Origin of the sequence: Mesorhizobium sp. M8A.F.Ca.ET.165.01.1.1, from assembly GCF_004792065.1 — a bacterium.
In the GTDB taxonomy this organism is placed as follows: domain Bacteria; phylum Pseudomonadota; class Alphaproteobacteria; order Rhizobiales; family Rhizobiaceae; genus Mesorhizobium.
In genome coordinates this window covers 18718-33673 of sequence record NZ_SRTH01000017.1, presented here as the reverse complement: position 1 = coordinate 33673, position 14956 = coordinate 18718, and the positions used below count along the sequence as shown (strand labels likewise).

Here is a 14956-nt window from a genome sequence, read left to right as displayed (position 1 = left end):
CGTTGCTGTTGCTTGGTGATGATGAACTCGGCCAGCAGCTCGGCATCCGAATGGCCTTCCCATAAGCCGAAGGAATCCTGAGTACGAATGAGCCGCAGGAGGCATTTGACGAACGGGGAAGCAAGGGCCTCGCCGTCCCCGTGGACAGCAGGGCCAACCGGTTCATGAGGAATTTCGCTTTTCCCCAATTTCAGTACTCCTCTTGAAGGACGATCTCTTTTTCTGCGATGTGTGGTTCGGGCGCTTGCGTGGGCGGGGAATGGCTTGGGCGAGCCGATCCCACGCAACAGTGTCCCGTGGCCGACCTCGAGCACGTCCACCAATGCGAGACCTTTCACCGCGGCGCGAACGCCTGCGCCGCGGTTCGACCCGAGGTAAACGCAATGGAAATTCCACCTGCCGCAAGCCGCGCACTTTTGCGGCATCGACGTTATTGCTGCGAAGTGCGCCTGGGCGGGCGGATTTGCCGGTGTTCAATTCCAATTGTCATGCCCTTCGCGATCCTTGCTCAGGAAGTGACAGCGTTTTGAGTTTCGGAAGTCTTGTTTTGCGGAGCCACACAGAGACCCGCGTGACAGGCAGGCTCACCCGTGTAGTTGGCCAGGGCTTGGAGCAACGAGGTGAGGTAGCGCTGTTTGGTTTGGTCCGGCACTGGCTCCGAATGGTCCAGCGATTTGATTGCCACCTCGATCAACTCGATCGCCCGGTCCTTGTTGCCGCTCTCGTAATAATACTGAGCGACCGGAAAGTAACACCCGAATTTAAAGTCTCCATCGCCTTGCGGAGGATTAAGTTCCAGGATCTGTTCGGAGAGCTCCTTGCCCATCGCAAAGCGATCATCATGCGGAAGATGGGAGTTGTCGATCGTGGGATGGAAGAGTTGGTTCAGCGCCATCACCACCCAAGACATCGCTTCGAACTTTTTGTTGATCGCGTCCTCGACCAATTCGCGCATAAGCGGCAAGCCGGTTTTGATGTCGCGCAGCTTGTGAAGCAGAATATCCGCATGAACCCGCCGAAAATCAAAAGAGTCTGGCATCACGGCGAGGCCTTCTTCGATGGCCAATAGTGCCGCTGCCCAATCCTCGTCCTGCATCGCCGGCCCAAGTTTGGCGTATATCGGCTGACTCAGCGACGATTCGCGCACACGCGAGATTCGCTTTGCATCGACGGCTTTCGCTTCATAGCTGCTGCGCCAGCTGCCGTTAAGGACTTTCGGCAAAACGTCATCGAGAGGTGCCGGGTGGCCGATATAAGCGATGTGGCCGTCGCGGTCGACCACGAACGAGGTGGGAATCCCGAACGAAGAGCTGGGTTCCAGCCAGAGCTTTTTCATTTCGCCAGTGCAATCGAACGCTGTCCGATAATTCAGATTCGGGAACTTCTCGGTCAGCCAGGCATCCACGTTGGTCCGCGCTTCGTCCGCGGTTGCAGCCTTTTCGCAAGCTGCGACTCCGATAATCTCAAATCCGCTGTCTTTATATTTCTCCTGCAGTTCGATCAAATGGGGCATGGCGTGGACACATGGTCGGCACCAAGTCGCCCAAAATTCAACGAGGTAGACCTTGCCGGGCCGAAGGCTCGTGAGGGGCTCGCCACGCAGCCAGTTCTCCACTTTCAGCGCAGGAGCCGGGGACCCCATACGCAGTTCCATCTTGGTGTCCAAAGTCATTCCACACCTTTCGTCTCTTTTGTCGCGGAATATTTTCCAGTCAAAATCGGACACGGTCTCGAGGGCATTGCTCCCTCTCGCTTGCTTCAGCGGAGCTCTCACCGTGTTGCCGCACATCAAGCACGGCAAAGGGCATGCCAACCCTTCTTAGCTTCGGCAAGCGCCGGTACCGCCTTGAATAAGCGAGCCCTAACACGGCCAGCTGACGTTAACCTGAATGTCGGCTTTCGACGGCTCACCTTAGCGGCTGCCGTTTAGGAAGGTGAGAGTTTGGCTGGCCCGCTGGCGATAAGACCGGCTTCGGCGTCCTGGAGTAGTCGCACTTCGGCGATGGGGTCGAAAGTGCGGGAGAGGCTCGGTACCCTTGCAGCCACCGCCGCATGTGGCCCGGCGTCATAATTCGCGTCGCGGTTGCCAACGGCGGCGTTGGGCTCGATCCACGTGGCGTTGAGCCCGACAGCACGTAAAGCTGCATCGTGATTGAATGCCCTTTGCTGTTTCACGCCAAGCAGGAGTCGCGCGACGCTACCTTGCTCAAGCGCGAGCAGAGCGATCTGACGCCGTAGGAATATTGCTCGTCCCGCTTTTGCCGCCAGAGGCGGAAATCTTTCCTGAATGCCACCGCCGATCATCAATATCGACGAATCATATCCCGCTGCCCATTTGTTCGACTCCGAGGTCGGGCCAGCACTCCGTCAAGGGACGGTTGATGAACCCTAGATGCTCGGGATTGGCGCATGGCGCGCGCCGCAGAAGGCTGTCAAGGATGCGGCGCGCTCGCCAGGCCAGCAGCCCAAAGTTCGGATCAGCCAGCCCGCGCTGTCCAAGGCAGGCGTTCTGAACGAAAAGGCGTCGGTCTCGCGGTCCGTCCCAGTACACCGAAAAATCCTCGCCGATGGCGAGCTCATTGCCGATCTGTTCGAGGCGATCTGCGATCGGTTCTAGGAAACCCGGCAGCGGTTTCTCGTACCCGGTGGCCAGGATGACGATATCGGCGGTTACTTCTCCGATGTTGTCCAAGCCGCGTTGCAGCGTGAGCCTGTGCCCTGCTCCGGCATTGATGCAGCGCGACACGTTGCAACTTGGCCGCAATGTGATCTCGCATTGGTGTGGCTCGAGAAAGGCGTGGTGGTAGAGCGCCTGATAGACCGCGCGCAACTTGCTTTCTGAAATGCCCTCGGAGGCAAGCGCGAAACGCCGCAGGAACAGCTGTCGATGCACCTCGCTCATCGCAGCAAAACGATCCGAGAAGCATGGCGTGAACAGCCCGTTTGTGAACGCGTGGTCGTCGAAAGGCATCTCGCGCGTCAAGACCCATGTGATCGCCGCGGGCCGCCGTTCTTTCGGCCGGCCGACAAGGTGCAGTAGCAGCTCGGCTCCCGACTGTCCGCCGCCAACAACGCAGACATGCTTTTTTTGCACCTCAGGATTGATGTGGGCCAACTCAGATGAGTGGAACAGGTTGGGTCCAGTCCAGCCATGAAACTGAGGCGGAATTTGCGCCTGCTTGCCTATGTCGATGACGAGGTTTCTTGCATCAAGGACCGCGTTGTCCGTCCGCACGCGAAACTCGCCGTCAAAGCGGATTTCGCGAACGGCCTCGCCGCCACGGACAAGCGGATTCTTCTGGAACGCCCAGTTGAGATATTGGGCGAACTCGGCTCTAAGCACCCCGTGAAATTGCGCATTGAGGAAATTGTAAAGACGCCCGTTCTCGTGGAGGTAGTTTACGAATGTGTAGGCTGATCGCGGATTGACCAGAGTAACCAGATCCTGGAAGTGGCCGACCTGGAGCTCCGCGCAATCGAAAGCGCTGCCTGGATGTCCTCGGAAATCGACCTCCCGGTCCAGGAACAGTGCCCCTTGCGCAATCTCTTCCTGTATCTGACACGCAAGGCTCAAATTAGATGGTCCAGCACCCACACCAATACAAAAGAGGTCCACTTATCCTTACTCCTCTAGGAGTGTTTTCCAACTCAGCGGCATGTTGACGTCGATTGCCGGGCATTGAGCAATGCGAACCTCACAGGCATGCTTGAGCCGCGGTCCCGACTGAGAGGACAGCAAAAGCGTGTGCCGCCTTCCAGGTCTTGGGCTCAATGTCGGCGGCATCGACAGCGGCGCGGCGTGATCCGAACCCAAGAGCAGAAGGAAAGTGTGTGATGCTGTCGCGCGGCTCTTCCGGATCTTACGGCGGCTTCTAGCGCCGGCCTCCACCCCAGGAGTGGCTGTTTCCCTGCCACGACGGAAGCGGCTCTTTCTTTCGAGGGGCGTAACCATGGATAACGGCTCTTAATGCTTTCGGAGACTCCCATGCATGCGGCGTGCCGGATAAAGACCTGTCAAACCAACGAGTTCGCGCAGTTCCAGCTCGTCTGGAATCCGACATTGTCGCACGCCCGACGATCGGGCAGGGGAAGCTCCGCGGCAGCGGCCCTTGCACACCGCAGGCTGACAGGGACAGCCGCCGATTTGACGCGCGTCCGGGTACTGATAAGGGGCCTTCCAACAGGGTTCGCGCACGAGGCGGGGTCTCCTGGTACACCCGCCCTGTGGCTTGGCTGCGGTCTGCTGCAGCCGTTCGTCTTTACTGCCCGTTGCGGACGATCTCGCACGAGTTGGTTCACGAGAGCGTCGTGAAGCAGTCGAGGCGTCCGGTTTGGCTCTGACAAGCGTCGCAAGATGTTCGCGGCCAGCCATGTCTCCGCAATCCGACCGGTAACCGACGACGACTTCGGACTGGTTGGCGGTCCTACGACCTGATCGGTGTTCCTACGGAGCTGATCAGCGAGCCAAAAACAGCGGCAATGTGGTCTTCCCAAAGCTCCAGCTCGGCGGACCGCCGAAAATCCGCTCACGCAGCCCACGGCTGCCATAAGCACCCATAACCATCATGTCAGCACAGATGTCGTTCGCGTGCTGGGTCAGCACTGTGCCCGCCGATTTGCCGGCGCTCTTAAGCAGGTCAACGGAGACCCGAGCACCGTGCCGAGTAAGATAGGCAGCGATGTCAGCTCCAGACTGCGCGCCTTTCCCGTTGTTTTGCGCCTTTGGATCGACCATAGCGACACAGACTTCCTTGGCAGCGGATAGGATACTAAGAGCTTCCCGAACCGCACGCGAGGCCTCTACACGCGAATCCCAGCCGACCAGCACGCGTCGAGGCGACAGCGTCGCCTTAACGCCCTTCGGCACGATGAGCACCGGCTTTCCGCTATCGAACAAGCAGCCGTTGACAACAGGAGGTCCGAGAGTCTCATCGTTGAGGAGGTCTCCTCCAACGATCGTCAGGTCAGCGCAGAGCGCCCGCTGTCGTGCCACTTCACCGAGGCTAGCCGGATCGCAATAGTCGGTGTCAACGTCACAGGAAAGCGACATAGCTTTCAGCCTTTTGAGGATATCCGCGGACCGTCTTTCCATTCTGGTCACGTCCTGTGAAAATTTCTCGATTTGCTGAAATCGATAGTTCGGTACTGCAATTGCCTGTGCACGTCCTGTATTCCATTCGGGGGGCGGAGACAACATCAAGAGCAATGGAGGCGGTATAATGAGTACCGATAGGTGCGCGCCGACCTCGGCACACAGTCCGGCAGCTGTTGTGAGGTCCTCATCAGAATGATCAGCACCCGTCACACTGAATATGCTTTTAAATTCCATTTGCCTGCTTCTCCTGGTCTTCGTTAGGAGCGCCTCAAAGCGGCAACACCGCTCTCAGGAGGAAGAGAGAGCGGCACCACGTTCGATCACCGATTTCAGTCGTCCGGCTTCTCGAGCGAGTAGCCGGCCGACCTGACGGTGCGAATGACGCTGCCGGGCAAGGCCGTTTTCAGCGCCCTCCTGATTCGGCTGATATGGACATCGACGGTGCGTGCACCGACATGAATGTTGGGCAGCCAGGCCGCCCCGATAAGCTCGTCCCGGCTGAAGACCTTGCCGGGGGCCTCAATCATAAGCCGCAGCACGTTGAAATCGATCCGTCCGAGATGGATGTCGTGGCCATTACCGCGAACCCGATGGGCATCGAGCTTCATCTCCAGGCCTCCACAACAAATCCAACTGTCGTTTTCAACCCCGTTCGGACCACGCTTGGTCAGCCCGAGCCTCGCCCGCAGGCAGTCGAGCAGCTTGGCCGGAGCCACCGGCCGCACAAAGCTCTCAACGCCTGCCTTCAAGAGATCGAGGTGCTGGTGCTCGGCGCCAGGCGCGATCAGGGCGATGATAGGCAGGTCGGTGGTGCGCGGTTCCCGCTTGAGGTGGGCGCAAATTGCGGACCCGTTTATGCTGGCTGGGTCGCAATCCAGCACTACGGCCTGAAGCTCCCGTTGTTCGGCCAAGGCCAGCGCAGCCTTCGCGCCGTCTGCCGTCTCACTGCTGAAACCGTCAACCTCCAGTATGTGGCTGTAGAGCAGATAGAACTCGGCATCTTGCGAGCAGATCAGGACCAGCGGCTTCTTCATCGGCGATACCCCAACAACCTGGTCGGCCTCGAGTCCCTGGATCGAGGGGACTGGCCAACATAGTTTCTCGGGTCCGTCATGATGGCCTTTCTCGAAAATCGCGCCCATCATGCCAGCGCCACGTGGGGAAAGGTTTCGATGACTGAAATCGCATCGTCGACCAGCTTCGTACCGGCCGTGGCGAGCTTCAGGAGCGTCTCGAAGCCAAACCGGTGGACATCGCGCAGCGTTTTGGACAAAACGACCAGCCGTCCGGTCGTGAAAAGCACCCGACCAAAACCCTCATGGCTCACCTGGATCATCGGCGATGCCATAAGGCCGCAGCGCTCCTCGATCGCAAGCCCGATGGCGGCGTAGTACTTGTCGAGCCTCCACAGCACGTCGGGATCGGGATCTCCGATGATTGGGATCCCTCGGCGCTGTTCCTTGGTAATGATGAAGTCGCCCAGCAGCTCAGCGTCCGCTTTGCGTTCCCACGAGCCATAGGAATCCTGAGAACGGATCAGCCGCACGAGGCATTTGACGAACGGGGTGCAAAGAGCCGCCTCGTCTTCGGCGACAGCTGGGGGGATTGCGGGGTCAGGCATTGGCGTCCTCCTCTTTTCAGTCCTCGTCCTCGAAGGACGGTTTCTTTTCGGCAATGCCCGCTCGCGCCAGCACCTTGCGCAGCCAAGGCGGAGGACACGTCCTGAGCATCATCTGCGTGCGCAAGAGCACCTGTGGGATCGATTGGGGCTCCGCCACTTTGATCGGGTGGATTTTTGCCGCGACAAGCTTGGCTGCCGAAGGGCCGCCAATTGCCAGACAAAACAGGATCTGACAGCCCTTGAGCGCATCCACCTTTGGCGTGATGCGATCATCGCGCTCGGCCCGATGCTCCCCGCTTTCATCGGACACGTCATCGAAGGCCACGGCTTCTACGAGATTCCATTCCTCGCGCGTCACGTCGTAGACAGCAAAGCGCCTGGCCGACCCGAAATGGGCGTTGAGGTCCTGCATGTCCTGAGTGGCGATCGCAACGCGCAATGCGCCCTTACGTCGTTCAGGCATCGGGGCGAAAACCTCACTACTGACCAGCGAGAGGCGGCGAACAGCGTTCATCGTGATATTTCTCGATTACGGAGTGGATCAAGCGCCTCAGGAGTGGGCGCGTGTTGGTTGGCCTGGAAGATGCTGGCGACCTCGAAGATCATGTCGCGGGTGCCCTGATAGAGAATTGCGAGCTTGTGCTGGCTGCCTAGTCGATCGAAGACCGGGAACCCGATGCGCATGAGCGGAATTCGGAGCCGCTCCGATGCTTGGCGCCCGTGCGAATGCGTGACAAGCAGGTCAGCACCGACGGCAAGACTTTCCAGATCGCCGAGATCGCCGATCTGAACCGAAACCGCCGGGACTTTCTCGAGAATTTTAGACCTGTCGGTCGTTGTGACGGCCGCGGCTATCTCGGAGCCGAGGCCAGCAAAGAAGGTCGCAAGTTGGAACAGCTGGTCTGGTTCGGCAGCGATGGCAATTTTCTTGCCGCCGAAATGGAAATGTCCGTCGAGCATCGCGTCCTGCAATTGCGCCCGGCGCCGGCGCACGCGGGCCGGTACCGCCGCGCCCGAAATCGCAGACAGCAGCGACACGAAGCGGTCCGTGTCCTGCAGCCCAGTCAGTGACTGGAACAACACGTAAGGCACGCCGGTCAACCCGTGCAGCGCTTTCGCCGGGCGGCGCATGTGCTCACCGATGGCGATGCATTGCATGGCCGTGCCCAACTCGCGAATGTCTTCGACGCTGGTGCCGCCGTATGTGGTCGCTACCCAGCGGTCAGGAACCGTACCGTCGAGCGAGCCTGAAATGTCGGGCAGAATAACCGGCTTGAGCCCAAAGCTTTCAACCATGTCCCGCATATGCTCGATGTCGGCGATAGAGAGGTTGCATCCGGGCAGGATTGCGATCTTCTTCGGGTGCCGCGCCCGTTCGCCCGAGCGCGTAATCCCTTCGATCATTGCGGTGACTGCCTTGGCCCAGCCCTCTTCGATCGCGCCGTCAAAATCCGGCGTGTTGGCCAGCACGACCTCCGTACCCGCAAGCTGTTGCGTGTGCTTCCGCATGATGTTGGCAATATCACCCGCGCAATCTTCGCCACGCGTCTCCACCAGCGCGGTCGTGCACACCCCGATCAGCGTTGGCTTCGTGCGGTTCTTGAGGTTGAGGATCGCCTCTTCCAGATGGTCGGCTGCGCCGAGGATGGTCGCCACCTCATCCATCGCCGTAGTCTGCAAGGGAATCGCTTCTTTGAAGTGCCGCACGAAGAGAACGAGCGCAAAGCTTGTGCAGCCTTGGCTGCCGTGGAACAGCGGCATCGCACCGTCGACGCCAAGAAAGGCAAAGGCGGCACCCAGCGGCTGCGACGACTTCAGCGGGTTGACTGCCGCCGATTTGCTCTGGGGAAGGATGCGGGCCATCGGTCGCCTCAACACTCGTGTGCCGTCGCGCAGGCGAATTCATCAAACAGGTACGCGGTCTCGTTCCTCGTGCACGGCAATTCGCCTATCAGCTCAGGCTGGCAATCCCACGGGGCCGGCTGGCGCACCTGAGACCAGATCGGATTGTGAATGGCGAGGTCGATCTGGCGTACGAGTTCCACCATGCCGTCATAGCCGGCATAAGGATGCTGGCGCTCCTGGTTGATATCGAGCCAGGGCGTCTTGGCCTTGAGCGCAATGAATTGCGTGCGACCGCCCGACAGCATGATATCGGCCCTGTGTTCAGAGAGCATGGCGTACAGCTCGCTCGCAGCCATGGATTCGAACATGTGCTTGTCGTGCTTGAGAACTTGTTTGATGCGCTCCTTGTCCTGCACCGTAGATTTCTTGATCGAGGTGCCGACGATCTCGATTCCGATCTCCATCAGCGCATGGACAACCGACCAGGACTTCACACCGCCTGTGTTGAGCAGCACGCGCTTGCCTTGGAGCCTTTGCCGGTAGGATTCGAGTTTCTTCCACGCGATCGCCTCCTGCTGCGCGATCAGCGTCTCTGTGCGCTCGAGGATCTCCGGATCGGCGCCCTTCCTCACCAGCAGCCTGACAAGGTTTCGAAGAGCTTGCGATGTGTCGGAGATGCCATAGAAGGAGCCCTCGAAGAACGGGATGTCCCAGCGCTCCTCCATCTTGCGGGCAAGACTGATCAGCGCGGTCGAGCACACCATCATTGCCGCCCGGGCGCGGTGCGCGGAAGCAATGTCGCGGTAACGCGCATCGCCGGGAATGCAGGCGCGCACCCGGATCCCGAGCCGATCGAGGAGCGGCTTTACAAGCCAGAATTCGCCCGAGAGGTTGAATTCGCCAAGGATGTTGATGTCGTAGGGTCCGGGGTCGTCGGGTTCGACCGTGCCGATGACATGATCGAGCAACGCCTCGGCGGCGAGCTTATTGCCGAGGTTCTTGGAGCCTGCCAGGCCAGGCGCATTGATCGGCACCACGGCCAAACCGAACTTTTCCGTGGCGCGTTTGCACACGGCCTCGATGTCGTCACCGATCAGCGCCGTTACGCAAGTCGAGTAGACGAAGATCGCCGGCGGCGCGTATGTGTGCTTGATCTCGCGGATCGCCTTGAAGAGTTTCCGCTCGCCCTGCCCCATCACAAGGTCGAGTTCGGTGAGGTCGGTCGTGAAGCTTGTCCGCCACAAGGTCGGCCCTGACGAAACCGCACCACGGTTGTCCCAAGAATTGCCCTCGCAGGCGAGCGGCGCATGGACCAGATGCGCAACGTCGGTGATCGGCTGCAGGACGATCTTGGCTCCGTCAAAGGCGCAGCCGCCGGCTGCCGCCCCTGGTGTCAGCGACTTCGAGCAGCCCTCCTTGCGCGCCTTGGCATCTTTGCCACGGTTCTTATCGCAGGCGGGCTCATCGAAGGCGTCCTTGATTTTGGCGCTGAGGGAGGACATTGCTCAGCCTCCCCAGTCCATTGGGCAAGGAATGGCCTCGGCGAAAAGCCGGCCACGGCTCTTAGCGCGTGAGGTCATAGGAATAATCCGTCACACCCGTCTCGCTCGTCTCGCGATCGAGTTTGTCGAAGATCTTGTCGAGGATCGTCGTCAGCACGCGCAACGCTCCCTGGTAGCCAAAGAGCGCAAAGCGGTGATGATGGTGCCGATCGAAGATCGGAAACATCAGCCGGATCAGCGGTGTTCCGGTGTCGCGCTCCAGGTACTTGCCGTAGGAATTGCCGATCAAAAGGTCCACCGGCTCGGTAAAGAGCAGTGAGCGCAGCGCCCACAGGTCCTTGCCCGCCCAAACCTGGGCAGCCTTGCCGAAAGGCGAGGATGCTAGCAGCTTCTTCAAATCGGCTTCCCATGCCGAGGTGCCATTGGTGGCGAGGCAATGGGTTGGCTCGCCGCCGGTCTCCATGACAAAGCGGGCCATTGCGTGAACGAAGTCGGGATCACCGTAGATGGCGTATTTCTTACCATGCAACCAGGATTGGCTGTCCGCCATGGCGTCTACCAGTCGGCCGCGCTCGAGGCGAATTGCCTCGGGAATCTCCTTGCCGGAAATCGCCGCGACCTCCATCAGGAATTCGTCCGTCGCCTGAACGCCGAGCGGATAGTGGAACGAGGCCGTCGCCTGCCCGACCTCCTCGCAATAGCCCAGTGTCTTTCGGGTGTTGTGATGCTGCAGCGAAAGCGTTGCCTCGGCGTTGAGGGCCTTCTTCACCTCGTTGATCTTCGTGCCCCCGTCATACATGCGGTATTCACCGTCCGAAGGCGTATCGAACTGGTCAGAGGCATCCTGGATCAATGTATAGGACACGCCCATTACATCGAGCAGGCGCTTGAGCTCCCGGTTGTTGCCGACGCAGAAGCCGTCGAAGCCCGGAATGATGTTGATGGTTCCTTCGATTTGCGTACGCTCCTGACCTTTCCAGAAGTGCTCCAAAATGCCTTTGACCATGTTGTCATAGCCGTCGACATGACTGCCAACGAAGGCCGGGGTGTGGGCAAAGGGCACGTCGAAGTCGCGCGGGACTGAATCTTCGTCCTTGGCGTTCTGGATGAAGCTGTGCAGGTCGTCGCCAATGACCTCTGCCATACAGGTCGTCGACACGGCAATCATCTTGGGGTCGTAGAGCTGGTAGGTGTTGGCGAGCCCGTCGACCATGTTCTTCAGGCCGCCAAACACCGCCGCATCCTCGGTCATTGAGGAGGAGACCGCCGCGGCAGGCTCCTTGAAATGGCGCGACAGGTGCGAGCGGTAATAGGCGACGCAACCTTGGCTGCCGTGGACGAAGGACATGGTTCGCTCGAAGCCGGCGGCAGCGAATACCGCACCCAGCGGCTGGCAGGCCTTGGCCGGGTTCACGACAAGCGCTTTGCGGGCGAGGTTCTTTTCGCGGTATTCCCACGTCTGGGTGAAATCGCGCTGATCGGAAATGATTTCATCGGGGTGCGGACATTCGAAGTTTAGCTTCTTCTCAGCGAGCATCTTTCTGTATTCCGGCTCGCGGAACAGGGGAGCGTGATCGAGAATTTTTTCAGCCGACTGCGGCATGATGATTACCTCTTTTGCATCTGGCTGCGCGGGACGGCAGCTCAGGACGTCAAGACGTTCCAGGCTCCGGCGGATCAGAGGCCGCGGGAGTTCACCGTCTCAGTGGGAGACTGGGGCTGAAGCAAATGTTTATTCGGCAGCCATCGCCCGCTCATCGCCCCGGCTTCTTTTCCAAGGCGCGTGGAATAGGTCCCAGACCGGGTTGTTAATGGCGAGATCCACATCACGTGCGAAAATGGCAAAGCCATCGTAGCCGTGATACGGGCCTGAATAATCCCAGGAATGCATCTGGCGGAACGGTATGCCCATCTTCTGCACCGGGTATTTTTCTTTGATTCCCGAGCCGACCAGATTTGGGCGAATCCCTTCGATGAATTTCTCCAACTCATAGCCGGTCACGTCATCGTAGATCAGCGTGCCGTTCTTCACGTAGTGGCCGGTGCGCTGATAGTCGTCGCTGTGGGCGAATTCATAGCCGGTGCCCACGATGACCATGCCGAGGTCCTCGTAGGCCGTGACGACGTGGCGGGGGCGCAGGCCGCCCACATAGAGCATCACGGTATTTCCTTCCAGGCGCGACAGGTACTTGGCGATGACCGCATCAACAAGCGGCCTGTACTTGGCAATGACCTTTTCGGTCTTCTCCTCGATTTCCGGCCCAAAATGCTTGGCTATGTTGCGCAGAGAGGCTTCGATCTGGGAGGGACCGAAGAAATTGTACTCCATCCAGGCGACGCCATACTTTTCCTCCATATGCCGACAGATGTAATTCATCGACCGGTAGCAGTGGATAAGATTGAGCTTAGCCTTCGGGGCGCGCTCGATCTCTGCGAGTGTGGCGTCACCCGACCAGTTGCCAACCACGCGCAGCCCTATCTCCTCAAGCAGTATGCGCGAGGCCCAGGCATCGCCGCCGATATTGTAGTCGCCGATGACGTTGACGTCGTAGGGGCCGGCCTCGAACTTGACATCCTTTTTGTCGAAGACCCAATCCCGGATTGCATCATTGGCGATGTGGTGGCCAAGCGACTGCGAGACGCCGCGGAAGCCCTCGCAGCGTACCGGCACGATCGTCTTGTCATACTCCTTGGTCTTTTTGCGAGAAACGGCCTCGGTGTCATCGCCAATCAGGCCGATAGGGCATTCGGACTGCACGGTGATGCCGTTGTTGAGCGGAAACAAGACTTCAATCTCGTCAATGATCTGTTCCAGCTTCTTGTCGCCGCCGAAGACGATGTCCTTCTCCTGGAAATCGGAGGTGAACTGCATTGTCCCGAACGTGTCGACGCCCGTTGTACCGACGTAGTAGTTGCGGCGCTGCGACCAAGAATATTGGCCGCAGCCGACCGGGCCGTGCGAGATATGGACCATATCCTTGACTGGCCCCCACACCACGCCTTTCGAACCAGCATATGCACAGCCGCGAATCGTCATCACCCCGGGAATGGACTTGATGTTCGATTTGACGTCGCATTCGGAAAGGACCTCGCTTTCCCCGCCAGCCTCGTTGCCGCTCTTTGCGACGTTGAGGTGCTTCTTGCGGCGCTTCGCCGCCTTGTCGGGATAATGCGACAGCACCTCTTCGATAAGCTTCGCATGAAGAGCACCGTCATTCTCGTATTCCCGGCTCATGAGTCCCCCTTTCAAGGTTGGGTGACGCCTCAAAGAATAGGCGCCGTTCTCTGCAAGGCGCGCCGATTCATGGCAGCGCTAATGTCACTACTGGGCCGCCGCCTTCGCCGCTTCCTTGGAGTGAAGCTCGGCAAGCATCTGCTCGTCGGTCTTCATGATGCCGAAGTCGAGCAGCATCTCCTCCAGCTCCTCCATGGTGATCGGCGTCGGGATCGTACCCTGGCCCGAATTGGCGTGGATCTTCTCGGCCAGAGCGCGGTATTCCCCTGCCTGCTTTGAGTCCGGCGCGTACTGGATCACCGACATCTTCCTGAGTTCGGCATGTTGGACGATGTTGTCGCGGGGCACGAAGTGGATGAGCTTGGAATTCAATCGGCCAGCCAGTGCTTCGGCCAGATCGAGTTCGCGGTCGGTTTGACGTTCATTGCAGATCAGCCCGCCCAGCCGCACACCGCCCGAATGGGCATATTTGAGGATGCCCTTGGCGATGTTGTTGGCGGCATAGAGCGCCATCATCTCGCCGGACATGACGATATAGATCTCCTGGGCCTTGCCTTCGCGGATCGGCATGGCGAAGCCGCCGCATACCACGTCGCCGAGGACGTCATAGGAGACATAATCGACATCGTCATAAGCGCCATTCTCCTCGAGGAAATTGATCGAGGTGATGACGCCGCGGCCGGCGCAACCGACACCCGGCTCGGGGCCGCCGGACTCCACGCACTTGATGCCTCTGTAGCCCACCTTGAGCACGTCCTGGAGTTCGAGGTCTTCCACCGAACCTTCCTGTGCGGCGAGATCCAGGACGGTATCCTGAGCTTTCGAATTCAGGATCAAGCGTGTGGAATCGGCTTTGGGGTCGCATCCTACGATGAGGATTCTCTGCCCGAGGTCGACAAGGGCAGCGAGCGTATTTTGGGACGTGGTGGACTTGCCGATGCCGCCTTTTCCGTAAAAGGCGATCTGACGCAGACCTGACATAATAGCTTTCCTTCCTTCGTTCTAATCATCGCGACTGCCCGCGACACAAGTGCCGATAGGCAGCTCGTGCCGCCTCACACCAAGCATCGCAAAAAGCGTACCAGCGTGATCGGCCGATCCCAGAAAAAACTTTGTCATTAAATTCCAGCCGCTTAGACGGCGGCAAAACGCGCGAACGGGCCTTTCAGGCGTCTGTCACGGACACGACAAAGCCGACACAGATTGTCGTGCGCCATCCAAACCGCCGTGTGTCGAGCTCGAAGCGGGAGAATGGGGAAGTTAGCCCAAAGCTGATGGCGAGACCATCGGAAGACATCGGCTCTTGTCTTTCCAGCCTGCCATTGATCGGGCGGTCGCTGGATGAGCAGGAGCCTGGGGCTTGACCGCGGCGCGGGTAGTTCAGGCAGGCTTACAGAGCGGGAACGCCGGCGGCCGATAGACATCCGCGCTTAACCTTTCATAGCCCGTCTACAAGTTGGTTCCGCCGACGCGCTATATGGAAGCCAAATAATTCAGTAGCTTAGCCGAGAGCATTGATTTTTTCAGAAAGATACGTGTTATACGCGTACGAACCGCCGAACCCATGGTCGGCGCCCTCATGCGCGTGAGACCCCGTTGTGGGCGAGGCTCGCGACTGGCTGCACGATCCTAGCCGGCCTGCTTGCCATTGAGTTTGG

The 14956-nt window shown here is 59.3% G+C and carries 12 protein-coding genes and 1 pseudogene; all 13 read right to left on the bottom strand.

Going from position 1 to position 14956, the window contains the following annotated elements; translation table 11 throughout:
• Positions 1-188: pseudogene (locus EN808_RS36810) on the bottom strand (hypothetical protein); the annotation flags it as partial.
• A 320-nt stretch (positions 189-508) separates the two neighbouring features.
• On the bottom strand, positions 509-1672 hold the full coding sequence (locus EN808_RS30125) for a TlpA disulfide reductase family protein (RefSeq protein WP_245438181.1): 1164 nt from the start codon (positions 1670-1672) through the stop codon (positions 509-511).
• Positions 1673-1926: 254 nt separating this feature from the next.
• Entirely contained in the window at positions 1927-2304 is a 378-nt protein-coding gene (locus tag EN808_RS30120; RefSeq protein WP_024505270.1) for a hypothetical protein, read from the bottom strand.
• Positions 2305-2317: 13 nt separating this feature from the next.
• Positions 2318-3616: a SidA/IucD/PvdA family monooxygenase gene (locus EN808_RS30115; RefSeq protein WP_063169368.1), complete on the bottom strand. Its 1299-nt coding sequence runs from the start codon at positions 3614-3616 to the stop codon at positions 2318-2320.
• Between the two features lie 840 nt (positions 3617-4456).
• Positions 4457-5329, bottom strand: coding sequence for a universal stress protein (locus EN808_RS30110; RefSeq protein ID WP_126087041.1), 873 nt, complete (start codon positions 5327-5329; stop codon positions 4457-4459).
• 95 nt (positions 5330-5424) lie between these two features.
• On the bottom strand, positions 5425-6129 hold the full coding sequence (locus EN808_RS30105) for a response regulator transcription factor (protein WP_224571202.1): 705 nt from the start codon (positions 6127-6129) through the stop codon (positions 5425-5427).
• A gap of 107 nt (positions 6130-6236) precedes the next feature.
• Positions 6237-6716: a NifX-associated nitrogen fixation protein gene (locus tag EN808_RS30100; protein WP_024505267.1), complete on the bottom strand. Its 480-nt coding sequence runs from the start codon at positions 6714-6716 to the stop codon at positions 6237-6239.
• 16 nt (positions 6717-6732) lie between these two features.
• Positions 6733-7230, bottom strand: coding sequence for a nitrogen fixation protein NifX (nifX, locus tag EN808_RS30095; protein WP_063169371.1), 498 nt, complete (start codon positions 7228-7230; stop codon positions 6733-6735).
• Entirely contained in the window at positions 7227-8579 is a 1353-nt protein-coding gene (gene nifN / locus EN808_RS30090) for a nitrogenase iron-molybdenum cofactor biosynthesis protein NifN (protein WP_126063827.1), read from the bottom strand. Before nifN ends, nifX begins: the two co-directional genes overlap by 4 nt.
• Before the next feature lie 8 nt (positions 8580-8587).
• A complete protein-coding gene (gene nifE / locus EN808_RS30085) occupies positions 8588-10063 on the bottom strand; it encodes a nitrogenase iron-molybdenum cofactor biosynthesis protein NifE (RefSeq protein WP_095489376.1) in 1476 nt (491 codons plus the stop codon).
• A 61-nt stretch (positions 10064-10124) separates the two neighbouring features.
• Positions 10125-11666, bottom strand: a complete 1542-nt coding sequence (gene nifK, locus EN808_RS30080) for a nitrogenase molybdenum-iron protein subunit beta (protein ID WP_126063826.1) — start codon at positions 11664-11666, stop codon at positions 10125-10127.
• Positions 11667-11795: 129 nt separating this feature from the next.
• Entirely contained in the window at positions 11796-13298 is a 1503-nt protein-coding gene (gene nifD, locus EN808_RS30075) for a nitrogenase molybdenum-iron protein alpha chain (RefSeq protein ID WP_024505262.1), read from the bottom strand.
• A gap of 87 nt (positions 13299-13385) precedes the next feature.
• Positions 13386-14279, bottom strand: a complete 894-nt coding sequence (nifH, locus tag EN808_RS30070) for a nitrogenase iron protein (protein WP_024505261.1) — start codon at positions 14277-14279, stop codon at positions 13386-13388.
• Between the last annotated feature and the right edge of the window lie 677 nt (positions 14280-14956).

Coding starts and splice junctions, on each gene's coding strand:
- EN808_RS30125 (WP_245438181.1), bottom strand. CDS start 1,672: ATGACTTTGGACACCAAGATGGAACTGCGTATGGGGTCCCCGGCTCCT.
- nifE (WP_095489376.1), bottom strand. CDS start 10,063: ATGTCCTCCCTCAGCGCCAAAATCAAGGACGCCTTCGATGAGCCCGCC.
- nifH (WP_024505261.1), bottom strand. CDS start 14,279: ATGTCAGGTCTGCGTCAGATCGCCTTTTACGGAAAAGGCGGCATCGGC.
- nifN (WP_126063827.1), bottom strand. CDS start 8,579: ATGGCCCGCATCCTTCCCCAGAGCAAATCGGCGGCAGTCAACCCGCTG.
- nifX (WP_063169371.1), bottom strand. CDS start 7,230: ATGAACGCTGTTCGCCGCCTCTCGCTGGTCAGTAGTGAGGTTTTCGCC.
- nifK (WP_126063826.1), bottom strand. CDS start 11,666: ATGCCGCAGTCGGCTGAAAAAATTCTCGATCACGCTCCCCTGTTCCGC.
- EN808_RS30120 (WP_024505270.1), bottom strand. CDS start 2,304: ATGATCGGCGGTGGCATTCAGGAAAGATTTCCGCCTCTGGCGGCAAAA.
- EN808_RS30100 (WP_024505267.1), bottom strand. CDS start 6,716: ATGCCTGACCCCGCAATCCCCCCAGCTGTCGCCGAAGACGAGGCGGCT.
- EN808_RS30110 (WP_126087041.1), bottom strand. CDS start 5,329: ATGGAATTTAAAAGCATATTCAGTGTGACGGGTGCTGATCATTCTGAT.
- EN808_RS30105 (WP_224571202.1), bottom strand. CDS start 6,129: ATGAAGAAGCCGCTGGTCCTGATCTGCTCGCAAGATGCCGAGTTCTAT.
- nifD (WP_024505262.1), bottom strand. CDS start 13,298: ATGAGCCGGGAATACGAGAATGACGGTGCTCTTCATGCGAAGCTTATC.